General features: G+C 41.8%; 23 protein-coding genes and 2 pseudogenes. 22 read left to right on the top strand and 3 right to left on the bottom strand.

The features are described from left to right. The first annotated feature begins 4 nt into the window (after positions 1-4). The 6 genes from BZG42_RS08130 (at position 5) to BZG42_RS08105 (ending at position 5,796) form a co-directional block, all read left to right on the top strand. Positions 5-907: an ABC transporter permease gene (locus BZG42_RS08130; protein ID WP_024531884.1), complete on the top strand. Its 903-nt coding sequence runs from the start codon at positions 5-7 to the stop codon at positions 905-907. Positions 908-1,378: 471 nt separating this feature from the next. Then, positions 1,379-1,744 (top strand): Asp23/Gls24 family envelope stress response protein, encoded by a 366-nt coding sequence (locus BZG42_RS08125; protein WP_024531885.1) that lies wholly within the window; start codon positions 1,379-1,381, stop codon positions 1,742-1,744. 2 nt (positions 1,745-1,746) lie between these two features. After that, positions 1,747-3,411, top strand: coding sequence for a DAK2 domain-containing protein (locus BZG42_RS08120; RefSeq protein WP_024531886.1), 1,665 nt, complete (start codon positions 1,747-1,749; stop codon positions 3,409-3,411). Between the two features lie 231 nt (positions 3,412-3,642). Further along, positions 3,643-4,083 carry a tRNA (adenosine(37)-N6)-threonylcarbamoyltransferase complex ATPase subunit type 1 TsaE gene (tsaE, locus tag BZG42_RS08115; RefSeq protein WP_029187388.1) on the top strand — a complete coding sequence of 147 codons (441 nt, stop codon included), beginning with the start codon at positions 3,643-3,645 and terminating at the stop codon, positions 4,081-4,083. After that, positions 4,076-4,603, top strand: a complete 528-nt coding sequence (locus BZG42_RS08110) for a GNAT family N-acetyltransferase (RefSeq protein WP_155995784.1) — start codon at positions 4,076-4,078, stop codon at positions 4,601-4,603. The genes tsaE and BZG42_RS08110 overlap by 8 nt, the downstream gene beginning before the upstream one ends. Next, positions 4,600-5,796 (top strand): LCP family protein, encoded by a 1,197-nt coding sequence (locus BZG42_RS08105; protein WP_024531889.1) that lies wholly within the window; start codon positions 4,600-4,602, stop codon positions 5,794-5,796. The genes BZG42_RS08110 and BZG42_RS08105 overlap by 4 nt, the downstream gene beginning before the upstream one ends. 49 nt (positions 5,797-5,845) lie before the next feature. Here BZG42_RS08105 and BZG42_RS08100 read toward each other — a convergent pair whose 3' ends face one another. Both BZG42_RS08100 and BZG42_RS08095 read right to left on the bottom strand, forming a co-directional pair. Then, a complete protein-coding gene (locus BZG42_RS08100; RefSeq protein WP_120172164.1) occupies positions 5,846-6,139 on the bottom strand; it encodes a chemotaxis protein in 294 nt (97 codons plus the stop codon). A gap of 1 nt (position 6,140) precedes the next feature. Then, positions 6,141-6,554 (bottom strand): HIT family protein, encoded by a 414-nt coding sequence (locus tag BZG42_RS08095; protein WP_120172162.1) that lies wholly within the window; start codon positions 6,552-6,554, stop codon positions 6,141-6,143. Positions 6,555-6,616: 62 nt separating this feature from the next. On the opposite strand from BZG42_RS08095, the gene BZG42_RS08090 reads away from it, so the two are divergent. The 11 genes and pseudogenes from BZG42_RS08090 to rbfA all read left to right on the top strand — a co-directional run bounded on the left by BZG42_RS08090 (position 6,617) and on the right by rbfA (position 15,946). Further along, positions 6,617-7,351: an ABC transporter ATP-binding protein gene (locus tag BZG42_RS08090; RefSeq protein ID WP_155995786.1), complete on the top strand. Its 735-nt coding sequence runs from the start codon at positions 6,617-6,619 to the stop codon at positions 7,349-7,351. Further along, positions 7,348-8,394: an ABC transporter permease gene (locus BZG42_RS08085; RefSeq protein ID WP_155995788.1), complete on the top strand. Its 1,047-nt coding sequence runs from the start codon at positions 7,348-7,350 to the stop codon at positions 8,392-8,394. Before BZG42_RS08090 ends, BZG42_RS08085 begins: the two co-directional genes overlap by 4 nt. 49 nt (positions 8,395-8,443) lie before the next feature. Beyond that, positions 8,444-9,238, top strand: a complete 795-nt coding sequence (gene ccrZ / locus BZG42_RS08080; protein WP_024531894.1) for a cell cycle regulator CcrZ — start codon at positions 8,444-8,446, stop codon at positions 9,236-9,238. Next, the gene (gene trmB / locus BZG42_RS08075) at positions 9,235-9,870 is read left to right on the top strand and encodes a tRNA (guanosine(46)-N7)-methyltransferase TrmB (RefSeq protein WP_024531895.1); all 636 of its coding nucleotides are present in this window, start codon (positions 9,235-9,237) and stop codon (positions 9,868-9,870) included. The genes ccrZ and trmB overlap by 4 nt, the downstream gene beginning before the upstream one ends. A gap of 391 nt (positions 9,871-10,261) precedes the next feature. Beyond that, positions 10,262-10,732: a ribosome maturation factor RimP gene (gene rimP / locus BZG42_RS08070; RefSeq protein ID WP_155995790.1), complete on the top strand. Its 471-nt coding sequence runs from the start codon at positions 10,262-10,264 to the stop codon at positions 10,730-10,732. 79 nt (positions 10,733-10,811) lie between these two features. Next, positions 10,812-11,954 carry a transcription termination factor NusA gene (gene nusA, locus BZG42_RS08065; RefSeq protein WP_024531897.1) on the top strand — a complete coding sequence of 381 codons (1,143 nt, stop codon included), beginning with the start codon at positions 10,812-10,814 and terminating at the stop codon, positions 11,952-11,954. 16 nt (positions 11,955-11,970) lie between these two features. Then, positions 11,971-12,267, top strand: coding sequence for an RNase P modulator RnpM (gene rnpM / locus BZG42_RS08060; RefSeq protein WP_024531898.1), 297 nt, complete (start codon positions 11,971-11,973; stop codon positions 12,265-12,267). Next, positions 12,224-12,559, top strand: coding sequence for a YlxQ-related RNA-binding protein (locus BZG42_RS08055; RefSeq protein ID WP_050579602.1), 336 nt, complete (start codon positions 12,224-12,226; stop codon positions 12,557-12,559). Before rnpM ends, BZG42_RS08055 begins: the two co-directional genes overlap by 44 nt. 20 nt (positions 12,560-12,579) lie before the next feature. Continuing rightward, positions 12,580-12,700: pseudogene (locus BZG42_RS10300) on the top strand (translation initiation factor IF-2 N-terminal domain-containing protein); the annotation flags it as partial. A 170-nt stretch (positions 12,701-12,870) separates the two neighbouring features. Further along, positions 12,871-15,372, top strand: a pseudogene (gene infB / locus BZG42_RS08050) (translation initiation factor IF-2); the annotation flags it as partial. Between the two features lie 220 nt (positions 15,373-15,592). Next, a complete protein-coding gene (rbfA, locus tag BZG42_RS08045) occupies positions 15,593-15,946 on the top strand; it encodes a 30S ribosome-binding factor RbfA (RefSeq protein ID WP_120172154.1) in 354 nt (117 codons plus the stop codon). A 163-nt stretch (positions 15,947-16,109) separates the two neighbouring features. Here rbfA and BZG42_RS08040 read toward each other — a convergent pair whose 3' ends face one another. Further along, complete coding sequence (locus BZG42_RS08040; RefSeq protein ID WP_024531902.1) at positions 16,110-16,781, bottom strand: trimeric intracellular cation channel family protein; 672 nt, start codon at positions 16,779-16,781, stop codon at positions 16,110-16,112. Between the two features lie 233 nt (positions 16,782-17,014). Here BZG42_RS08040 and BZG42_RS08035 point away from each other — a divergent pair, with 233 nt between their 5' ends. The 5 genes from BZG42_RS08035 to BZG42_RS08015 all read left to right on the top strand — a co-directional run bounded on the left by BZG42_RS08035 (position 17,015) and on the right by BZG42_RS08015 (position 24,061). Then, complete coding sequence (locus BZG42_RS08035) at positions 17,015-17,983, top strand: thiamine pyrophosphate-dependent dehydrogenase E1 component subunit alpha (RefSeq protein WP_024531903.1); 969 nt, start codon at positions 17,015-17,017, stop codon at positions 17,981-17,983. A gap of 465 nt (positions 17,984-18,448) precedes the next feature. Then, on the top strand, positions 18,449-19,444 hold the full coding sequence (locus tag BZG42_RS08030) for an alpha-ketoacid dehydrogenase subunit beta (RefSeq protein WP_024531904.1): 996 nt from the start codon (positions 18,449-18,451) through the stop codon (positions 19,442-19,444). 271 nt (positions 19,445-19,715) lie between these two features. Next, the gene (locus BZG42_RS08025) at positions 19,716-21,104 is read left to right on the top strand and encodes a dihydrolipoamide acetyltransferase (RefSeq protein ID WP_155995846.1); all 1,389 of its coding nucleotides are present in this window, start codon (positions 19,716-19,718) and stop codon (positions 21,102-21,104) included. Positions 21,105-21,317: 213 nt separating this feature from the next. After that, positions 21,318-23,078 (top strand): dihydrolipoyl dehydrogenase, encoded by a 1,761-nt coding sequence (lpdA, locus tag BZG42_RS08020; RefSeq protein ID WP_155972074.1) that lies wholly within the window; start codon positions 21,318-21,320, stop codon positions 23,076-23,078. Between the two features lie 140 nt (positions 23,079-23,218). Then, positions 23,219-24,061, top strand: coding sequence for an HAD family hydrolase (locus BZG42_RS08015; RefSeq protein WP_155995794.1), 843 nt, complete (start codon positions 23,219-23,221; stop codon positions 24,059-24,061). Position 24,062 lies beyond the last annotated feature (1 nt).

Genomic DNA, 24,062 nt, shown 5'->3' with positions numbered 1-24,062 from the left:
CATCGTGAGTAAAGAGAATAAAAAACAAGTACAGTCAGCTTCAACTCCTCCAGGTGGCCTCCGTGTCATTGCGCGAGAGTTTATGAAGGATAGAATAGCACTAACGTCTTTGATTATCTTGGTAACGGTTCTTTTAGTCGTTTTCATCGGTGCTCTTGTCTTGGATCAAGAACAAGTCATGAAGGTTAACCTTTTGGGGCGATATTTGGAACCAGGGGTAGATGGCTACCTTTTGGGAACGGATGAAGGCGGTAGGGACATCTTTGGTCAATTGATTATTGGTGCTCGTAATTCAATCGTCATTGGCTTTGCCATCACTATTATCACAAGCATTATTGGTATATCTGTAGGTCTTGTTTCTGGCTACTATGGTAATCGTTTGGATGGCGTTTTGATGCGTATTGTAGACTTCATTATGATTTTGCCAGTGCTGATGCTGATTATCGTTTTCGTAACGGTTATTAAGAACTACACGATTTATCACTTTATTCTGATTATGAGTGGTTTTTATTGGACGGCTAAAGCTCGACTGTTTCGGACAAGAACACTGTCAGAGGCCAGCTTGGATTATGTTAATGCCTCAAAAACATTGGGGACGAGCGATTTTGTGATCATGTTCCGTGAGATTTTGCCAAACTTGAGTTCATTGATTATCGTTAACCTGACCTTGAACTTTGCAGGGAATATCGGTATCGAAACATCGTTAACCTACCTCGGATTTGGTCTTCCATCAACTGTACCGAGTTTGGGTACCTTGATTGCCAATGCTCGTAATGCAGATATTTTGGAGAATAAGACCTGGATTTGGTTGCCAGCAGCGATTTTCATCCTTGTGATGATGCTATGTATCAACTATGTCGGTCAAGCCTTCCAACGTGCAGCAGATGCTAAACAGCGTTTGGGCTAGTATTCCTTAACAATAAGTTCCGAACGGTTGAAAAATTCGTAGGTGCTTTGGGTTTACTAACTAAGAAATAGTACTGGGAATAATTCAAGTTCTAAATGGCTCTTGTAAGTACCTGCACTTGAATGAGTTGAGCAATTTACTCTTTCTAAGCTCAAATAGCTACTCTTTTAGCTGTTTGGGCTCGTTTGATTTTATCAAGTATCAGACGTACGGAGTTCCATTAGGGACTCTATTTTTGCTGTCTATCTTTTATCATTTGGATGATAGAGAAAATATTGGTTCTTTAGGATAATTTTAAACAATTTGAGCGTATTTTAACTCACTTTGCTTTTGATCTCTATCAATACTCCCTGAGTTAGTGGAGTAAAAAGTCAACGAAAAGACGATAGAATCAGATGTAACAAGCTTGTTTTTTACAGAAAATAGAAAATGTGTTAAAATGGAGTGATAAAACTATTTGAGGTAACGAATATGACTGTTAAAATCAATACTAAAGACGGCCAAATCGAGTTGACTGATGACGTGATTGCCACAGTTGTCGGCGGTGCTACGACTGAGATTTTCGGTGTGGTTGGAATGGCTAGCAAGTCTGCGATTAAGGATAATTTTCAGGCCCTTTTAGGGAAGGAAAATTATTCTAAAGGTGTTGTCATCAAGACCATGGAAGATGGTCGCATTGCAGTCGATGTCTACACTGTGATGAGCTACGGTGTGAAAATTAGTGAAGTATCTCGCAATATCCAAGAACGTGTCAAATTTAACTTGGAAAATCAATTGGGGATCTCTGTGGATGCCGTTAATGTTTTTATCCAAAATATCAAAGTCGTAGGAGAATAATTGTGTCTAAAATTACAACTGGTTTATTTCAAGAAATGGTGCAGGCCGCATCAACTCGTTTAAATAAACAGGCCGAATATGTGAACTCACTCAACGTTTTTCCTGTTCCAGATGGGGATACAGGTACCAACATGGGGATGACCATTACAAATGGTGCAAAAGAAGTTGCGGATAAATCAGCTTCAACAGTTGGAGAAGTGGCGCAGATTTTGTCCAAAGGCTTGTTGATGGGGGCTCGTGGAAACTCAGGTGTTATTACGTCACAATTGTTCCGCGGTTTTGGTCAGTCTGTTAGAGACAAGGTTGAATTGGACGGCAAGGACTTAGCTCAAGCTTTCCAGCATGGTGTAGAAGTAGCCTATAAAGCCGTGATGAAACCTGTTGAGGGAACCATTCTTACCGTATCTCGCGGTGCAGCTACTGCGGCTCTAAAAAAAGCAGAAGAGACAGATGATGCAGTTGAAGTGATGAGGGCAACTTTAGCTGGTGCCAACCGTGCTCTCAAAAAGACACCAGAGATGCTGCCAGTACTGAAAGAAGTCGGCGTTGTAGATTCTGGCGGTCAAGGTTTGGTCTATATCTATGAAGGCTTCTTGTCAGCTTTGACTGGTGAGTACATTGCTTCAGAGGATTTTGAAGCAACGCCAGCAGTTATGTCAGAGATGATTAACGCTGAGCACCACAAGTCTGTTGCTGGACATGTGGCAACTGAAGAGATCACTTTTGGTTATTGTACAGAGATTATGGTGGCGCTTCGTAAAGGGCCTACTTATGTCAAGGAGTTCGATTATGAAGAGTTCCGAAACTACCTCAATGACCTAGGGGATTCTCTCCTTGTAGTAAATGATGATGAAATCGTAAAAGTTCATGTTCATACGGAAGATCCAGGTTTGGTGATGCAGGCTGGTCTCCAGTACGGTAGTCTGGTTAAGGTCAAAGTGGACAATATGCGTGCGCAACACGAAGCACAAATCGGAAAGGAAGAAACTTTCCAAAAACCAGTTGAGCAAAAAGAATATGCCATTATCGCCGTAGCTGCTGGTGAAGGTTTGACAGATATCTTCAAATCACAAGGAGTTGATTATGTGATTTCAGGTGGTCAAACGATGAATCCATCAACGGAAGATTTTGTTAAGGCAATTGATTTGGTGAACGCTCGCAATGTTATTCTGCTGCCAAATAATAAAAACATTTTGATGGCTGCTCAGTCTGCTGCTGAAGTGGCTGAAGTAGCGGTTAAAGTTGTTGAAACGAAGACCCTTCCACAAGGTTTTACTAGTTTGTTAGCTTTTGATCCAAGTTGTGATTTGCAGGCAAACTTTGAAGCGATGACAGCTTCTCTGTCAGATGTTAGGAGTGGCAGTGTCACAACGGCAGTACGTGATACGACCATTGATGGTCTTGAAATTCATGAACATGATAACTTGGGCATGGTCGATGGCAAGATTGTGGTATCGAATCCAGATATGATGGAAACGCTTGTTGCGACATTTGAGAAAATGCTCGATGAGGATAGTGAAATCGTGACTATCTATATTGGTGAAGAAGGGGATGAGGAATTGGCTCGTGCTCTAGCTGACCAGTTGGAAGAACAATTTGAAGACATTGAAGTTGAAATCCATCAGGGAAATCAACCAGTTTATCCATATCTCTTTAGTGTAGAATAAACAATAGAGTCGCAGGCAAGAAGCTTGCGATTTTATTTTCGATAAGAGGAAGTATCTGTGCTAGCTCGCTGTAAGGTCTATTTTGTTTATTTTTTGCTATTTTCTTAACTCTTTGGTACCATAGCAGACTGCCCGCTCTATATGTTTATCAAACCGGAGTTGATGGTCTGTCGTTTTGACTTTTAAAGTAGACCTATGACAAACCAAGTAGGCTATGGTATAATGAAATGTATGTATAGTCATAATGAAAATGAATTGATTGCCATTGGTGAGAGAATTGGAAAAGCCTGTAAGCCAAATCAAGTTCTAGTATTATCAGGGGATTTGGGTGCTGGGAAAACAACTCTGACCAAGGGTTTGGCCAAGGGGTTAAAAATTGAACAGATGATTAAGAGTCCTACTTATACGATCGTTCGAGAGTATGAGGGGACCATGCCGCTCTATCACTTAGATGTTTATCGAATTGGAGATGACCCTGACTCGATTGATTTGGATGATTTTCTCTATGGAGGAGGTCTAACGGTTATCGAGTGGGGAGAATTACTGGATGTCAGTCTATTTGATGACTATTTGCTCATTCGTATAGAGAAAGAGGGAGATGGTCGACGATTGACAGTCGAATCTCATGGAGCTCAAAGTAGTGATTTAGCGAAGGAGTTCCAAAATGTCTGAAAAAGAAGTGTATTTTAGTGAAGCTGAACCAGCTGATGCAGTAGCTTTTATTGATTTTATGAATCAAGTTGCTAGAGAAACGGATTATCTGGTCATGGATGAGACTGGTTTTCGATTTAGTGTTGATGAAATGGAAACCATCTTCGAGGCAGGAATCGAAAATCCTCGTGAATTGTGCCTGTTGGCTAAGGTTGGTTCGGAAGTCGTCGGCGCAATTTCTGTTAAGTCCTCTAAGCAGTTTCGCATTAGCCATATCGGAAATATTTTTATTGCAGTAAAAAAAGCCTACTGGGGTCACGGTCTAGGGACGATTTTACTGGAGGAAGTATTGCATTGGGCAGAGGAAATGAATTTGCTCAGGCGATTGGAGTTGACTGTCCAAGTTCGTAATCAGGCAGCGGTACATTTGTATCAGAAGCTGGGCTTTGTCATTGAAGGAACTCAGGTGAGAGGTGCTAGAACAGATGAAGGAGAATGGCTTGATCTCTATTATATGGGTAAGCTAATTGGTGATATATGACGATTGGAAAAAAAATATTCTTAATGTCTTTGGCTATTGTAGGGCTGACGCTTGGAGCAGGCTTTGTTTATGGAGTCAGTCTATTAAACTTTTCAACGGATGCTATTTCAAAGACCTTTAAGAAACTGGATGGAGAAGATAAGATTACCCCAATTGATGCAACGGAGCCTCTAACCATTCTTCTGATGGGAGTGGATACGGATCAGGCAACTCGTGGTGTTGACTGGGAAGGTGGGCGAAGTGACTCCATGATTTTGGTGACAGTCAACCCTAAAACCAAAGAGACCAATATGATGAGTCTGACGAGAGACATCATGGTGGAGATTGCTAGTGCAAATGGAAAATCAACTGGAACGGTTGAAAAATTGAATCATTCTTATAGTTACGGGCAGGCACCGATGGCCATTGCAACGATTGAGAAAATGATGGATATTCATATTGACCGCTATATAGAGATCAATATGGATGGCTTGGTAGAATTGGTTAATGCGGTCGGAGGAATTGAAGTAAACAATACACTTGGCTTTCCGATTACGATTTCAGAACAGGAACCGGCTTATACTGCAATCGTTCCGACAGGGAAGCAATTAGTGAATGGTGATCAGGCACTTGTTTATGCTCGGATGCGCTATGATGATCCAGAAGGTGACATTGGTCGTCAGCGCCGTCAGCGTGAGGTTATCACTGCTATTGTTAAAAAGCTGTTGCAATTGGATGGTTTTACACAGTATAAGAAGATCTTGACAGCTATTTCCAATAATATGCGGACCAATATTGAAATCAATCCAGCTACGATACCTGAACTCCTAGGCTACAAAGATTCGATAGGGAAGCTAAATTCTTATCAGGTACGTGGTGTTGATCGTATGATTGATGAGGTCTACTATCAATTACCGACTAGCCAACATCTCTTGGAGATGCAAAATATTTTGAAAAAATCAATTGGTCTGGAAGAGAAGAAGGACTTGGTAACTAACGTTAAGGTTTATGAAAAGCAGTTAGGCTTGCTTAGTCCAATCAATGTATATAATGTTTATACAAAATTATTGGAACTAGAAGCTAGTCCGTGGGCAGAAACTTTAGATCCAGAACTAGGGAGTGCTACCTCTACTAGTACGACGGTTATGCCTGAAACACAGACAAGAGATTCCTCAACGGAACCAGCTATTGGAAAGGAAATAGAGGGACAATAATGCAAAAAGGGTTGGATTTCCAACCTCTTTTTGTATATAGCCAGCGGCACTATCGTTGTTTTTTATATTTTGACTGGATTTTTTGAATTTCTTCCAGATTTCCAGCAATACTTTGTCGATATGCCCGTGTCTTGTATTGAAGGTCAGTAGCCATCTCCTGTAAGGGTTGTTGAAAACGTTGAATGATGGCTAGCTGAGTGTTAATATTGGCTTTACTCGTTTGTATGTCTGTTAGGATTTGCTTGGTCTCTCGTATCTCTTTTGTGATTTTGTCTCGGTGAGTAATTGCAAGAAAGGCAGCGCTAGCGGCGCTCATAGTTAAAATGATATTGCGAAGTTTCATCTTATTCTCCTAGATAGAGGTCTTGAGCCAATAGAGTCAAGGCTGGAAAGTCAGGCTCATTGGTCTTGAAACGGATGTCCAAACCATCATGTTTACCAAAGCGAGGTAGGAGATGGACATGAGTATGGAAAACCGTTTGTCCAGCTTCTGCTTCGTTATTATTGACAATGTTGAGCCCGCTAGCACCGAGTTTTTCTTTCAATTGTTTGGCAATAGCTGGAACAACAGAAAAGAGAGTGCTAGCAGCTTCTCCATCCATATCGAGAATGTTGCGGTAGTGCTTTTTAGGAATAACCAATGTATGCCCTTTTGTGACCTGTGTAATATCTAAAAAGGCTAAAACTTGGTCGTCTTCGTAGACCTTGGATGCAGGAATTTCTCCAGTAACAATCTTGCAAAAAATACAATCCGACATAATGACAACCTCTTTCTGGGATTTTTGTTATAATAATTATATCAAATAGTAGGAAGAATTGTATGTTAGAAGTAAAAAATGTCACAGGTGGCTATGTAAATATCCCTGTCTTGAAAGATGTATCTTTTACAGTTGAAGATGGACAGTTGGTCGGCTTAATCGGTCTTAATGGTGCTGGAAAATCAACTACCATAAAAGAAATTATCGGCCTTTTGACACCCTATCAAGGACAGATTTTGATTGATGGCCAAAGCCTGACACAGGATACAGAACATTATCGAAAAAAGATTGGTTTTATCCCAGAAACGCCTAGTTTATACGAGGAGCTAACTCTCAAAGAACATTTGGAAGTTGTTGCTATGGCTTATGATTTGAATTGGGAGCAGGCTTGGAACCGAGCAGAACGGTTGCTGAATATTTTTCGTCTGGACGAAAAGTTGGATTGGTTCCCTGTTCATTTTTCAAAAGGAATGAAGCAAAAAGTGATGATTATCTGTGCATTTATGGTAGAACCAAGCCTGTTGATCGTTGACGAGCCTTTTTTAGGTTTGGATCCGGTAGCTATTGCCGATTTGCTTGCTCTCCTAGAGGAAGAAAAAGCAAAGGGAACTTCTATCTTGATGTCAACGCATGTTCTGGATTCGGCTGAAAAAATGTGTGATCGGTTTGTTATTCTCCACCAAGGGCAGGTACGAGCAGCTGGAAATTTGGCTGAGCTACAGGCAACTTTTGCTATGGAAGAGGCCAGTCTCAGTGATATTTATCTTGCCTTGACGCAAGAGGGAGTGGTCAGATGAGAAAATTATTTCAAAGGCGCCGCTTGGACTTTCTTGAGCGTTGCTCCAAGTACTTGCGCTATGTCTTGAATGATCATTTTGTTTTGGTTCTCATGGTTTTTCTGGGTTTTCTCAGTCTACAATACCGTCAGCTCTTGCTTAATTTTCCTGAAAATACTTGGTCAGTTGGATTGAGTGTCCTAGTTATCAATGGCCTGTTGCTATTTGTAGGAAGGCTTGCGATTTATGTGGAAGAGGCAGATCAAGTTTTTCTCTTACCTAAAGAAAAAGAGGTTTCAGAAGAGGTTAGAACGGCTGCTATACGGAGTTTCTTGCTCTGGAGTGGAATTCAGATCTTGTTGCAGCTCATTTTAGTCCCTATCTATTTAAAACTAGGCTTGACGGTCTGGATGATTGTTCTCTATGTTCTGGGATTGTTGGGAATGAAGATTATCCTTATAAGGCGACAGATGGCCCTGTATCAATCGCAAAATGTGTTTGATTGGTCTGAGGCTATTGAAAGAGAGCAAAAGAGAAAGCAGACCATTTTGCGCTTCTTTGCCTTATTTACCACTGTAAAAGGGATAACGACGACCGTTAAACGTAGGAGTTATCTGGATACTTTATTGAACTTGGCGAAGAAAAAGCAGGGACAGACTTGGTTTTATCTCTATCTGCGAGCCTTTTTAAGGGCCGGTGATTACTTGGGCTTGACTGTACGTTTGCTTTTGTTAGCTATTTTGTCTGTGATTGCGATTGAGGAATCATGGATATCTATCGGTCTAGTAGTCGTTTTTCACTACCTACTCTTATTTCAACTGTTAGGTTTGTACAAACATTATGATTACCAATATCTGACACAGTTGTATCCTCTTGATGGTCAACGCAGGAAAGTTGGTTTTCAACGGCTTCTTCGTGTCATTCTATATGGTCTTTTAGCGGTGGAAGTGGTCATTGCTCTGCTATTTAGCCAAGAGAAAATAATGGTGATATTCTTACCTCTCATTGGTATTTTCTTGCATGAGGTATATTTACCATTAAAATTGAAAAAATTGATTGACTAAATAGCTGAAAATTAGTAAAATAGTAAGGAATTTTTAAAGGAGGAAAGGCATGCAGTTTGATACCAGTGGGCTACAATTACAGTCTATTGCAGGAAACAGTGGCAAAGCGTTTAAAGGCCTGCGGTCAGACGGAACGCCAGTCTTTGTGAAATATGAGATGCCTCCGATAGTCTCTGCTCTAGCACGCGAGCAAATTACACCACCTGTTTTATCGGCCAACCGTGAAGCGGGGATGGGGCATCGTGTAGAGCAAGAGTGGTTAAATGGGCGTACCTTAGAGTGGCAAGATATGACCAGCAAGCAGGTTCGTCAGATTTTGGTAAGAATGCATTACTCACGGATTCTGCTCAATCAAGCCTTGCAGATGAACTATACCTACATGGAGCCTCAGGATTTAGTTTATCGCTGGCAAAAAGAGGCACCGACAAGACTGGGGCAGAATTCTTATCTGCAATCCATTTGTCAGGAGTTATTGGATAATCTGCCGGTTTTCCGTCAGGAAGTTGCGACCTTTGTTCATGGTGACTTGCACCATAGTAACTGGGTGGAAACAACCTCGGGGTTGGTTTATTTGACAGACTGGGAAACGGCTTGTCTAACAGACCGAATGTTGGATGTCGCTTATATCTTGACCCACTACATTCCACGCCAGTCATGGGAAGAATGGCTACGAGCGTATGGTTATAAATACAACGGGACAGTATTAAATAAGATTTATTGGTATGGTCAGTTGGGCTATTTGAATCAAATCGCTAAGCATGTGGAAAGTTACAATGTTTTAGCGGCGAACAAGGAAATTTATGCTCTGCGGCAGTTCCGTCAGAGCTTCTATAAGGAAGTATGAGAGTTAGAAATCGCAAGGGAGCTAGTGAACTGCTAGCAAGCAATCCGCAGTATGTCATCTCCAATCCGGAAGAGTGTAAGGGACGATGGGCGGAAATATTTGGGAATACCAATCCTATCCATATCGAAGTGGGTTCTGGTAAGGGACGTTTTGTGACAGGTATGGCAGCTCAAAATCCCAATATCAACTATATTGGGATTGATATTCAGATGACTGTTTTGAGCTATGCTTTGGATCGTGTTCTTGAGGCTGGCTTACCCAATATCAAGCTACTTCAAGTGGATGGTTCGAGCTTGACCAATTATTTTGCACCAGCCGAAATTGATCAGCTATATTTGAATTTTTCAGATCCGTGGCCCAAAAAGCGCCATGAGAAGCGCCGTTTGACTTACAAGTCTTTCTTGGATACCTATAAAGAAATATTGCCTGAACATGGAGAAATTCACTTTAAGACAGACAATCGTGGTCTCTTTGAGTATAGCTTGGCCAGTTTTTCTCAGTACGGCATGATTTTGAAACAAGTTTGGTTAGACTTGCATGCGGATGGTTTGGAAGGTAATGTTATGACGGAGTATGAGGAGAAGTTCTCAAACAAGGGTCAGGTTATCTATCGAGTAGAAGCACAGTTCTAGTGATGATGGCAAGGGGCTTTGATAGGCTCCTTTTTGCGTTGTATTCTTTGAAAATCTTGTTGATTTGCTTTGATAAATTTTGAATGTTGGTGTGCGCTTATTAGGGAGTGAGTTGCTTTTAGTAGGCTTTTACATCGTTTTCCTTTACAAACAAAACTAAATATGCTAGAATGAAAAAAGTAATAATGAGAAAAGGGGGGTTGGCGTTAAGTCAACCCTTTCCCTATACATTGATTTTATTCTGTTGAGGTGATTATTTCCGTATGGGGATACAGGTCAAATAAGATGATTTGTAGGTTAGTTCTAACTATCTGGGAGCAGCAATCATTATATTTGTTGAAGTATTGATGGATTACCTTGTTTAACAAGATGATAGAATGAGGAGGTGTTTATGTCATCTATTATTGATTTAGTCACAGAAGCGATTATTCCTGCTATTCAGGCACCTTATGAATTGGTTGATGTGGAATATGGCAAAATGGGTGGTGATTATGTCTTATCCATTTTTGTAGATAAAGAAGGAGGAATTTCTCTCCAAGACACGGCAGATTTGTCAGAAATGATCAGTCCTATTTTGGATACTATAAAACCAGATCCATTCCCAGAGCAGTACATGTTGGAGGTAACCAGTCCAGGATTGGAGCGTCCTTTGAAAACGGTGGCTGCTCTTGAACAGGCGGTTGGGAAGTACATCCATGTCAAACTTTATCAAGCTATTGATAAGGTCAAGGTTTTTGAAGGAACCCTCCTGTCCTTTGATGGAAATGTTCTGCTTATGGAATACATGGATAGAACTCGTAAGAAGGAAGTTGCTATTCCTTACCAAACAGTGGCTAAGGCTCGTTTGGCCGTGAAAGTGTAGTAGTCTTTGACAGTCAGTGTCTAATAGAGCAGATATAAGATTTTAAGAAAGGACCTTTTGGAAGCAAAAGGAAAGTATCATGAGTAAAGAAATGCTAGAAGCCTTCCGTATTTTAGAGGAAGACATGGGGATTAACAAAGCAGACATCATCGAAGCTGTGACAGAGTCTCTCCGTTCAGCCTACAAGCGTCGCTATGGTCAAGCAGAGTCAGCAGTGATTGAATTTGACGAGAAAAAGGGTGATTTTCATGTGTTTACAGTGCGTGAAGTGGTAGACGAGGTGTTCGACAGCCGTTTAGAAATCAGCCTAAAAGATGCCTTGGCTATTTCGTCAGCGTATGAAATGGGCGACAAAATTAAATTCCCAGAAGATCCAGCCGAATTTGGTCGCGTTGCTGCTCAGTCAGCGAAGCAAACCATTATGGAAAAAATGCGCAAACAAAAACGTGCTATAACCTTCAATACCTACAAGCAGCATGAAAATGAAATCATGTCTGGAACAGTGGAACGTTTTGATAATCGTTTCATCTATGTTAATCTTGGTACGATTGAAGCCCAGTTATCAAAACAAGATCAGATTCCAGGTGAGGTTTTTCAATCTCATGATCGGATTGATGTGTATGTTTACAAAGTGGAAGACAATGGTCGCGGAGTTAACGTTTTTGTAAGCCGCAGCCATCCTGAAATGATTAAGCGTCTCATGGAACAGGAAATTCCTGAAGTGTACGATGGAACTGTTGAGATCATGAGTGTGGCGCGTGAAGCAGGTGACCGCACAAAGGTAGCTGTGCGTAGCCATAACCCCAACGTTGATGCCATCGGTACAATCGTTGGGCGTGGCGGATCAAACATTAAGAAGATTACCAATAAATTTCATCCAGCTCGTTATGACGCTAAGAGTGATCGTATGATTCCGACAGAGGAAAATATTGATGTCATCGAGTGGGTGGCAGATGAAGCAGAATTTATCTACAATGCTCTTGCACCAGCTGAGGTGGATCAAGTATTGTTTGATACAGAAGATGGCAAGCATGCAACGGTTGTTGTACCAGATGATAAATTATCCTTGGCAATTGGTCGTCGTGGTCAGAATGTTCGCTTGGCTGCACACTTGACTGGTTTCCGGATTGATATTAAGTCTGCTTCAGAATACGAGGCATTTGAGGCGGCCCAGTATGCGACAGAAGAAGTTGTAGAAGAAGCTGCTGAAGAACAAGAATAAAGCAAAAGGAGCGACCATGGCAAAAGCTAGAAAAATACCCTTGCGCAAGTCTGTGGTGTCCGGTGAAATCATCGACAAACGGGATTTGCTCCGCATTGTAAAGAATAAAGAAGGTCAAGTTTTCATCGACCCAACGGGCAAGGCCAATGGTCGTGGAGCTTATATCAAGCTTGATAATGATGAGGCAGCTCAGGCTAAAAAACGACATGTCTTTGATCGTTCATTTAGCATGGAAGTGGCGGAAGAGTTCTATGATGAACTGATTGCCTATGTTGAACATAAGGTCAAGAGGAGAGAACTTGGACTCGAATAAGAAACAGAAAATCTTAAATTTAATAGGTTTGGCTCAAAGAGCTGGTCGCCTGATTTCAGGTGAAGAATTGGTTGTTGAGGCCATTCAAAAAGGACAGGCAAAATTGGTTTTCTTGGCCAATGATGCCGCAGTAAATTTAAGCAAAAAAGTGACAGATAAAAGTTATACCTATCAAGTAGAAGTTGTAACAGTGTTTTCAACGCTGGAATTGAGTGCAGCTGTCGGTAAGGCCAGAAAAGTCCTTGCGGTGACAGACGCTGGATTTACAAAGAAGATGAGGTCTATTATGTAATAGAACAGGAGGACAAGGTATTGTCTAAGAAGAGATTGAATGAAATTGCCCGTGAATTGGGCGTAAGCAGTAAGGAAGTTGTTGCGAAGGCTCAGGAATTAGGGTTTGATGTAAAAAGCCATGCTTCAAGTGTGGATGCTGCAAGTGCCAAGCGTCTTGCTGAAAGTTTTTCATCAAGGACAACGAAGTCTGTGGAAGTAAGTGGTAAAGTTGAGCGGTCTGTAGAAAGTCCGAAATCAGAGACAGCTAAGGTTGAAAAAGTAGTTGAGCCACAGCCAACAGTTAAAGAGGAAGTAAAGGCAACTGTAGATCAACCGGCACCGCATCGTCCACAGAGTCGCAATTTTAAAGCTGAACGTGAAGCGCGTGCTAAAGAGCAGGCAGCTAAGCGAAATCAGAGACAAGGTCAGGCTAAAGTTGGCCAGGAGCGCCGGGATAACCGCCAAAGTGGTCAAGGCCACCCAAATCATGAGCGAAATGAACGTCGCGATCGGCGCTCAGAAGAGCGAAAGAATAATCGCTTTAGCGATCGTCGTGATGGCCGTGATAATCGTCGTCAAGATAGTCGCTCTGGCAAAAACGGTAGTTTTGGTCGTCAAGAAGAAGTTAGAGCTGCAATGCCGAAGATTGACTTCAAGGCACGTGCGGCTGCTTTGAAGGCAGAGCAAAATGCTGAGTATGCTCGTACTAGTGAGGAGCGTTTCCGTCAGGCTCAGGAGGCAAAAAAACAGCCTAAGAAGCCAAAGGAAATCAAGTTTGAAGAACCGGTTGTAGAAACTAAGCCATTTGTTAAGCCTACTATTGCCACATCGGTACCGGAGCAAGTAGCAGAAACTGCTGTAGATACACGTCGTAAGAAACAAGCTCGACCTGATAAGAAACGTGACTTTAATAGTGACGAAGAAGATGGTCCAAGAAAACAACAAAGAAATCGAAATAGTCAAAATCAAGTGAGAAATCAAAGAACAAGTAACTGGAATAACAATAAGAAAAATAAAAAAGGCAGGAACAACCAGCCTGCTAAGCCTGTCACAGAACGCAAGTTCCATGAGTTGCCAACAGAGTTTGAATACACAGCTGGTATGACCGTTGCTGAGATTGCAAAACGGATTAAGCGAGAACCAGCAGAAATTGTGAAAAAACTCTTCCTTATGGGGGTTATGGCGACACAAAATCAGTCTCTCGATGGAGATACTATTGAACTGCTTATGGTGGATTATGGTATTGAAGCTAAGGAAAAAGTGGAAGTAGACAATGCAGATATTGAGCGTTTCTTCGTAGAAGAGGGATACCTCAATGAAGAGGAAATGACAGAACGTCCACCGGTTGTGACCATCATGGGACACGTTGACCATGGGAAAACAACCCTCTTGGACACTCTTCGTAATTCTCGTGTTGCAACAGGAGAAGCTGGGGGAATCACGCAGCATATCGGTGCCTACCAGATTGAGGAAGCTGGCAAGAAGATTACTTTCTTGGATACCCCTGGACATGCGGCCTTCACTTCCATGCGTGCACGTGGTGCGTCTGTTACCGACTTGACCATTCTTGTTGTTGCCGCAGATGATGGTGTTATGCCTCAAACGATTGAAGCGATCAACCATTCAAAAGCAGCCAATGTTCCAATTATTGTTGCAATCAACAAAATTGATAAACCAGGTGCCAATCCAGAGCGCGTTATCGGTGAGTTGGCTGAGCATGGAGTTATCTCTACGGCTTGGGGCGGTGAATCTGAGTTTGTAGAAATCTCAGCTAAATTCAACCAAAATATTGATGAGCTTTTGGAGACAGTTCTTCTTGTAGCTGAGATCCAGGAACTCAAAGCAGATCCAACTGTTCGTGCTATCGGTACAGTTATTGAAGCGCATCTGGATAAGGGGAAAGGTGCGGTTGCGACTCTCCTTGTTCAACAAGGTACTCTAAATGTTCAAGATCCAATCGTTGTTGGTAATACCTTTGGTCGTGTCCGTGCTATGACGAATGACCTCGGTCGTCGTGTCAAAGTGGCTGGTCCCTCTACTCCGGTATCTATCACTGGTTTGAACGAAACACCGATGGCCGGAGACCATTTTGCGGTTTACGAGGATGAGAAATCTGCTCGTGCGGCTGGTGAAGAACGTGCTAAACGTGCTCTTCTTAAACAACGCCAAGCAACTCAACGTGTTAGTCTTGAGAACCTCTTTGATACTCTTAAAGCTGGTGAAGTTAAATCTGTTAATGTGATTATAAAAGCAGACGTCCAAGGTTCAGTTGAAGCTCTTGCATCTTCCCTTCAAAAGATTGAGGTAGAAGGTGTCCGTGTCAATATTGTGCACTCTGCTGTAGGTGCAATCAATGAATCGGATATCACTCTAGCTGAAGCATCAAATGCTCTTGTTATTGGTTTCAACGTTCGTCCTACTCCAGAAGCTCGTCAGCAAGCTGAAGCCGATGACGTTGAGGTACGTCTCCACAGTATTATCTACAAGGTGATTGAGGAGATGGAGGATGCCATGAAAGGGATGCTTGATCCAGAATACGAAGAAAAGATTATCGGTGAAGCGATTATTCGTGAAATCTTCAAAGTGTCGAAAGTCGGTACAATCGGTGGTTTTATGGTCGTACGTGGTAAGGTTACCCGAGACTCCAATGTTCGTGTTATCCGTGATAGTGTAGTACTCTTTGATGGAAAACTGGCTAGCTTGAAACATTATAAGGATGATGTGAAAGAAGTTGGAAATGCCCAAGAGGGTGGTCTCATGATTGAGAATTACAATGACTTGAAGATTGATGATACGATTGAAGCGTATATTATGGAAGAAATTAAGAAATAAGATACAAAGATCTAAGGTAGGCAGAGAAAATAGAAAACCGATATTTTGTCACTAAGTACAGGAAGGGGTCTCCTTTTCCTGCATCTAGTTCAAACAGAAAGATAAGCTGAGATGTTGGTAAAAAATATGGAAGCTTGCTGTTACAGAGCCTTTGTTAGTTTTCTTATTTTTCCTTACTCTCCTTGATGTCCTTGCATCTTGAATTTAGAAAGGAGTTCCTATGGCAAATCATTTTCGTACAGACCGTGTGGGTATGGAAATTAAGCGTGAAGTCAATGAGATTTTGCAAAAAAAAGTTCGTGATCCCCGTGTGCAAGGTGTGACGATTACAGATGTACAGATGGTTGGTGATTTGTCGATGGCCAAGGTCTACTACACGATTATGAGCAGCTTGGCTTCAGACAATCAAAAAGCACAAACTGGTCTGGAAAAAGCAACTGGAACAATTAAACGTGAATTGGGGCGCAAATTGACCCTCTATAAAATTCCTGATTTGGTCTTTGAAAAAGATCAATCAATTGAGTATGGTAACAAAATCGATCAAATGTTGCGCGCTCTTGAACAGAAAGATTAAAATGAAAAAAAGTCGGATGGAAACATTCGACTTTCTTAATTTTGCTTTATTGTAGTTGGGAATCAAAAACGAGGACGACTCCCGATTATTGGTTTGTAAAGTATTTATTGTTTGCAAAAAGAATGAAACTCCTAGCTGAAAGAAACTGTTCTTCAGCCTGAATCTAGAACTGTGTTCCACCTTTTCGTTTGCTTTCCATATTTGGGAGGTTAACCTTGTATTTTATTACCAGGAGACGAATAATCAAGGCGATCATAAAGATACTGATAAAGGTTGGAATTTGTGGTAAATGCCAATTCACAACACACAGGTGATAGAGAATTCCTGAAAAGAGAGCGAGAACTGCATAGACATCTTCTTTGAGAACGATTGGTGTTTCGTTGACGAGTAGGTCTCGAGCAATACCACCGCCAACTCCAGTTAGGACGGCAAGGATACCACTAGTCATTGCATTTAGCTGAAGTGCAACTCCAGTGCTAGCTCCAATGAGTGCGAAAATGGCAAGGCCGATAGCATCGAAGATAAGATTGATCTGAGATAGAAGGTGAAGCCTTCGCTTGTCCAAGGGTTTGTCCTGTTTTAGGTTGATGACGATGATATACATGATAATGGCTACTCCAATGGACAAATAGATGGCAGCAGGATCGGTCAAAGCAGTAGGGATGCGATTAGCTATGGTATCACGGATAATTCCTCCTCCGACAGCTGTGATGACGCTGAGCAGGCTAATACCAAAAATATCTAATTTTTTCTTAATCCCCTTGACAGCTCCAGAGACAGCAAAAGCGATAGTTCCGATATAATTGCAAATCATAAGAAATAGATCAAACTCCATAAGAACCTCCGTACTTATATTAACAGAAAAGAAATAGGCATGCAAGCTACTATTGAAAGTTTGTGAAATAACAATCAAATCAGCAAAGGATACATTTTGTCAATTTGTGAAAAAACGCACGAAATCAGGGTTTTCACGAAAGTTTCTGTAAAAAGAAAACGGTTCAATTATTTGCCATTTGTGAAATATTGGTCTATCATAGTACAGAAAGAGAAAAACCTTTGGAGGAAATTATGGTATCTATCTCAAAAGAACAGCACTTGGATATGTTCTTGAAAATGCAACAGATTCGTGATGTTGATATGAAATTAAATAAGCTAGTACGCCGTGGCTTTGTACAAGGTATGACTCACTTCTCAGTTGGGGAAGAGGCTGCCGCTGTAGGTCCAATTGCTGGTTTGACAGACCAAGACATCATCTTCTCGCACCACCGTGGACATGGACATGTTATCGCTAAGGGAATCGACATCAATGGAATGATGGCTGAGCTTGCTGGTAAAGCGACCGGTACGTCTAAAGGACGTGGGGGTTCTATGCACTTGGCAAACGTTGAAAAAGGAAACTTCGGTTCAAATGGTATTGTAGGTGGTGGATATGCTTTAGCTGTTGGTGCAGCTTTGACACAAAAGTATCTTGGAACAGATAATATCGTTATTGCCTTCTCAGGTGACTCAGCGACTAACGAAGGGTCATTCCATGAATCAATGAACTTGGCAGCGGTTTGGAACTTGCCAGTTATCTTCTTCATTACTAATAACCGCTACGGTATCTCAACAGATATTTCTTATTCCACAAAAATTCCACACCTTTATCTTCGTGCAGCCGCTTATGGTATGCCAGGTCATTATATTGAAGATGGAAATGATGTTGTTGCGGTTTATGAAAAAATGCAAGAAGTGATCGAATACGTACGTGCAGGGAATGGTCCAGCTATGGTAGAGGTTGAGTCATATCGCTGGTTTGGTCACTCAACAGCGGATGCGGGTGTTTACCGTACGAAAGAAGAAGTAAATGAGTGGAAAGCAAAAGATCCGCTTAAGAAATATCGTAAGTATTTGACAGACAATGGGATTGCAAGCCATGAAGAATTGGATGCTATCGAAGTACAAGTAGCAGAACAAGTAGAAGCATCTGTTAAATTCGCACAAGAAAGTCCAGATCCAGACATCTCAGTAGCCTACGAAGACGTGTTTGTGGATTAAGTAACGAGAACGCTAAGAGGATACAGCGAAAATAGAAAATCAGCCAAGAAAATTGAGATTACCTGCTGATTTATCTTTTTCGCATGGTCCTTAGTTCAAGTAGAATGTTAAGTTGTGAGGTCGTAAAAACGACTGAAAAATAGGGAACTGACACAGTGCGCTAGTACATGAGGAAGTTCATACCTACTTATCTCACAAATTTCGACTATTCAGCAATATTGGCTGAGCATTCTCTGTGTCGTAAGTACATAAAGCAGTAAAAGGACGCCTAGTAATAAGCGGAGTGTCCGAAATTATCATTGCTCTATTGCAGATAAGCAATCATTGTACAGTTCTAAAGAAATAGAAGAAAGGAATGGAACTTGACCGGAAAGTCTGAAATCTAGCTACCTCTCCTTGGATGTAGGTTATCCAAAGAAGGTTTCTAACATTTTGGTTTTTCTGTGCGGTCTTGGTATCTTAAATATGACTGAAACAAAAGTAATGGCCTTGCGTGAAGCGATTAACTTGGCTCAAAGCGAAGAAATGCGTAAGGATGAAAAAGTATTCTTGATGGGTGAAGATGTCGGCATCTATGGTGGCGATTTTGGTACATCAGTTGGTATGTTGGAAGAATTTGGTGAAAAGCGTGTTCGCGATACACCAATCTCTGAAGCTGCCATTGCAGGATCTGCGGTTGGTGCCGCCCAAACAGGCCTTCGTCCAATCGTTGACTTGACTTTCATGGACTTCATCACTATCGCCCTTGATGCGATTGTGAACCAAGCAGCAAAAACTAATTATATGTTTGGTGGCGGCTTGAAAACACCTGTAACCTTCCGTGTAGCTTCTGGTTCAGGTATCGGTTCAGCAGCACAACATTCACAATCTCTTGAAGCGTGGTTGACTCATATTCCAGGCATCAAGGTTGTCGCACCTGGTACAGCTAACGACGCTAAAGGACTTTTAAAATCATCTATCCTTGACAATAACCCAGTTATCTTTTTGGAACCAAAAGCTCTTTATGGTAAGAAAGAAGAAGTTAATTTAGATCCAGATTTTTATATTCCACTCGGTAAGGGTGACATCAAACGTGAAGGTACGGATGTGACAATCGTTTCTTACGGTCGTATGTTGGAACGTGTTTTGAAGGCTGCCGAAGAAGTGGCTGAAGAAGGAATCAGTGTAGAAGTTGTTGATCCACGTACCCTAATCCCACTTGATAAAGAATTGATTATCGAATCTGTTAAGAAAACTGGTAAGGTTATCTTGGTGAACGATGCTTACAAAACGGGTGGTTTCATCGGTGAAATTGCATCTATTATCACAGAAAGCGAGGCCTTTGATTATTTGGATGCGCCAATCATTCGTATCGCCTCAGATGATGTACCAGTTCCTTACGCAAACATTCTTGAAAATGCAGTATTGCCAAATGTAGAGAAAATTAAGGCGGCAATCTATAAGCAAGTAAGCAAGGGATAAAAAATGAATAAAAGGACGTGCAAGCGTCCTAGCCTTGTTTGAAATAGTCTGGTTGGTAAGAGTTATTCAACCACTGAGAATGTTAGAAAGGAATTGAACCCGACAATGGAAACGAAGTTTGGTTTGATTCCTTGAAAACGTAAGAAACTGAAAGAAAGGATTAGAACACGAACCAGATGTTCGGAATGTAGATGGTCCACTTTGGATGGCAGACATCCTGTGGGAAACCTCCAACATTCGGTCGCATTTGGATGTTCTTTGTATCATTATTATGGCTATTGAAATCATTATGCCTAAACTCGGTGTAGATATGCAAGAAGGTGAAATCATCGAGTGGAAAAAACAAGAGGGCGATTTTGTCAACGAAGGTGATGTCATCTTGGAAATGATGTCTGACAAGACCAGCATGGAATTGGAGGCAGAAGAGTCAGGTGTCCTTTTGAAAATTGTTCATGGTAACGGTGCAACGGTACCTGTTACGGAAATAATCGCATATTTGGGAGCAGAAGGTGAGACAGTAGAGTTAGATGGTTCTTCAGCGCCAGTAGTAGAACCTGCCGCAGCTCTTGAAGAAGTACCGGCAGGTCGGACACCGGTAATCGTTGCCCCTGTATTGTCCAAACCACAAGGTAGTGGTAAAGTACGTGCAACTCCAGCAGCTCGTAAGTTAGCACGTGAGCTAGGAATTGACCTCGGTCTTGTTCCAGGGACTGGAGCGAATGGTCGCGTTCACAAAGTTGATGTTGAAGACTTCAAAGGTGCAGCTCCCAAAGCAACACCGCTTGCAGCTCGTATTGCAGCAGATAAAGGTGTTGACTTGTCAACTCTCGTCGGTACAGGTGTCAATGGTAAGATTGTAAAAGATGATGTACTTGCTGTTCTTGCTCCAGCTGCTGAAGCAGAATCTGCAACACCGGCTTCTAAAGCAGAAGTAGCACCAGCTAAGGAACTACCAGAAGGTGTTGAGATCATCAAGATGAGTCCAATGCGTAAAGCAATCTCGAAAGGGATGGTTCACTCTTATCTAACTGCGCCAACCTTCACGCTTAATTATGATATTGACATGACCAATCTCATGGCTCTTCGTAAGCAAGTTCTTGAGCCAATCATGAATAAGACAGGTCTGAAAGTGACCTTCACAGACTTGATTGGTCTTGCAGTAACACGTACACTTATGAAGGAGGAGCACCGCTATCTCAATGCCTCACTCATCAACGATGCCCAAGAAATCGAGTTGCATAAATTTGTCAATCTTGGTATCGCTGTAGGTTTGGATGAAGGCCTTGTAGTACCAGTTGTTCATGGTGCTGACAAGATGAGCTTGTCAGAGTTTGTAGTAGCCTCTAAAGATGTTATCAAAAAGGCTCAATCTGGCAAATTGAAGGGTGCTGAAATGTCAGGTTCAACCTTCTCTATCACTAACTTGGGGATGTTTGGTACCAAGACTTTTAACCCAATCATCAACCAGCCAAACTCAGCAATTCTAGGTGTTGCAGCGACAGTCCAGACACCGGTTGTGGTTGACGGGGAAATTAAAATTCGTCCAATCATGGCGCTTTGCTTGACAATTGACCATCGTATCGTTGATGGCATGAATGGTGCTAAATTTATGGTTGATCTCAAGAACTTGCTTGAGAATCCATTGGAGTTATTGATTTAGGTTCGTCACTATAAAGCTGAGCAGTCCTCTGTTTGCGTTAGTCTGCTCCGCTATAACTTTGAAGCATTTAACAAAATTGAAGAAAGGATTTAGAGCGGGAGAAACTGAACCCGAGCGGAAAGCTCAGAAAAAAGATAAATCGTTTAGAAAATCAGGATTTTCTATGATTTCCCATTTTTCAGTCGCTTTCTTTTCGCTCTTGGTATCTTAATCATGGCAGTAGAAGTCATTATGCCAAAACTTGGTGTAGACATGCAAGAAGGTGAAATCATCGAATGGAAAAAACAAGAGGGTGATTTTGTCAACGAAGGTGATGTCATTTTGGAAATGATGTCTGATAAGACAAGTATGGAATTAGAAGCAGAAGAATCAGGTGTTCTTTTGAAAATCGTTCATGGTAACGGTGCAACTGTTCCTGTAACAGAAGTCATCGCTTATCTGGGCGCAGAAGGTGAAAGCGTTGAAGTGGGAAGTTCACCTGCTCCTGCTCAAGTTGCACAAGCAACAGCAGACTTGAAAGCAGCAGGTTTAGAAGTTCCTGTGGCTCCCGCAGCAACTCCACAAGCGCCTAAGACTGAGTTGGCGGCTGATGAGTATGATATGGTTGTAGTTGGTGGTGGTCCTGCCGGTTACTATGCAGCAATTCGTGGTGCACAATTGGGTGGGAAAATCGCAATTGTTGAGAAGTCAGAATTTGGTGGTACTTGTTTGAATAAGGGTTGTATCCCAACTAAGACTTACCTAAAAAATGCTGAAATTCTTGATGGTTTGAAGATTGCAGCCGGTCGTGGTATCAACTTGGCCTCAACCAATTATACTATTGATATGGATAAGACCGTTGACTTTAAGAATTCAGTGGTTAAGACATTGACAGGTGGTGTTCAAGGACTCTTGAAAGCCAACAAAGTGACCATCTTTAATGGTCTTGGTCAGGTTAACCCAGATAAAACAGTTGTTATTGGTGACAAAGTTATCAAGGGACGTAGCGTGATTCTTGCAACAGGCTCAAAAGTATCTCGTATCAATATTCCAGGCATTGATTCTAAATTGGTTTTGACCTCTGATGATATTCTTGACCTGCGTGAAATTCCTAAGTCACTTACTGTTATGGGTGGCGGTGTAGTCGGTGTTGAACTTGGTTTGGTTTATGCTTCATACGGTACTGAAGTAACAGTTGTTGAGATGGCAGATCGTATCATTCCAGGTATGGACCGCGAAGTCTCTGTTGAATTGCAAAAAGTCCTTTCTAAGAAAGGCATGAAGTTCTTGACTTCTGTTGGTGTATCTGAAATCATTGAAGCTAACAACCAGTTGACAATCAAGTTGAATGATGGTTCAGAAGTTGTTTCTGAAAAAGCTCTTCTTTCTATCGGTCGTGTACCACAGTTGGCAGGTCTTGAGAACTTGAATCTTGAACTAGACCGTGGTCGTATCAAAGTCGATGCTTACCAAGAAACATCTATTCCGGGTATCTACGCACCGGGTGATGTGAATGGTACCAAGATGTTAGCACATGCTGCTTACCGTATGGGTGAAGTTGCTGCTGAAAATGCTATCCATGGTAACCACCATAGGGCTAAACTGGATTATACTCCCGCAGCGGTTTATACACACCCAGAGATTGCAATGGTTGGTTTGACAGAAGAGCAAGCGATTGAGAAGTATGGTAAAGACAATATTCTTATCGGTCGCAACAGCTTTACTGGTAACGGTCGTGCTATTGCTTCTAATGAAGCACATGGCTTTGTAAAAGTTATCGCTGACAAGAAATACCACGAAATCCTCGGTGTTCACATCATCGGTCCAGTTGCTGCTGAAATGATTAACGAAGCAGCGACAATCATGGAATCTGAGTTGACAGTAGATGATGTGGCAGCTTCTATTCATGGGCACCCGACCTTCTCAGAAGTTATGTATGAAGCCTTCCTTGATGTGCTTGGCGTAGCAATTCACAACCCACCAAGACGTAAATAAGATAAGTAAGAAGAAAGTCCGTAGGGGCTTTCTTTTTTAGAATATCAGATAATAGTATCAATCTTTCACACTTTACGCCTGTTTTTATGACGAAAAACGGATTATAATAAACCTATGAGTAAACAAAGAGGAGAAAGAGTATGCGTAAGATTGTCTTTTTAGATGTGGATGGGACATTGGTTGATTATCATAACCGAATTCCAGACTCCGCAAAAAGTGCTATTCAGCAGGCGCGTCAAAATGGGCACCTAGTTTATGTTTGCACAGGTCGCAGTCGAGCAGAAATGCAGCCTGAACTCTGGGAAATCGGTCTGGATGGAATGATTGGTGGGAATGGTTCTTATGTAGAACATCGAGGGCAGGTTATCTTGCATCAACTGATTTCTAAGGAAGATGCAAAAGCTGTCGTGGACTGGCTACATGAGCGAGGGCTAGAATTTTATTTAGAGAGTAACAATGGACTCTTTGCAAGTGAGAACTTCCGAAAACGAGCCAGAGAAACGATGAAGATTTATGCTATGAATAAAGGCAAAACCGCTGAAGAAGTAGCTGATCAAGAAGTTGAGGATGTCCTGCACGGAATCATCTTTAATGGAGAGTTGTATCGGGCCGATTTAAATAAAATTAGTTTTGTTCTCGATTCTTATCAAGACCACCTGGATTCCAAAGAAGCTTTTCCACAATTGGTTGCTAATACATGGGGTGGAAGAGGAGAGACAGCTCTATTTGGTGATTTAGGTGTCAAAGGGATTGACAAAGGGAATGCGATTGGTATTTTGCTAGCTCACTTGGGTGCCAGTCAGGCAGATACTATTGCTTTTGGAGATGCAAAGATTGACATTCCCATGCTTGAATACTGTGCAGTCGGAGTAGCCATGGGAAATGGCGGTTCTGAAATCTTAGCCATGGCTGATATCATCACGGATGATGTCGAGCAGGATGGTCTCTTTAATGCCTTTGAAAAATTGGGACTATTGGACTAGC

Origin of the sequence: Streptococcus sp. DAT741 (genome assembly GCF_009866825.1) — a bacterium.
In the GTDB taxonomy this organism is placed as follows: domain Bacteria; phylum Bacillota; class Bacilli; order Lactobacillales; family Streptococcaceae; genus Streptococcus; species Streptococcus ruminantium.
The sequence above is the reverse complement of the archived record's forward strand: the minus strand, read 5'-3'. Positions and strand labels throughout refer to the sequence as shown.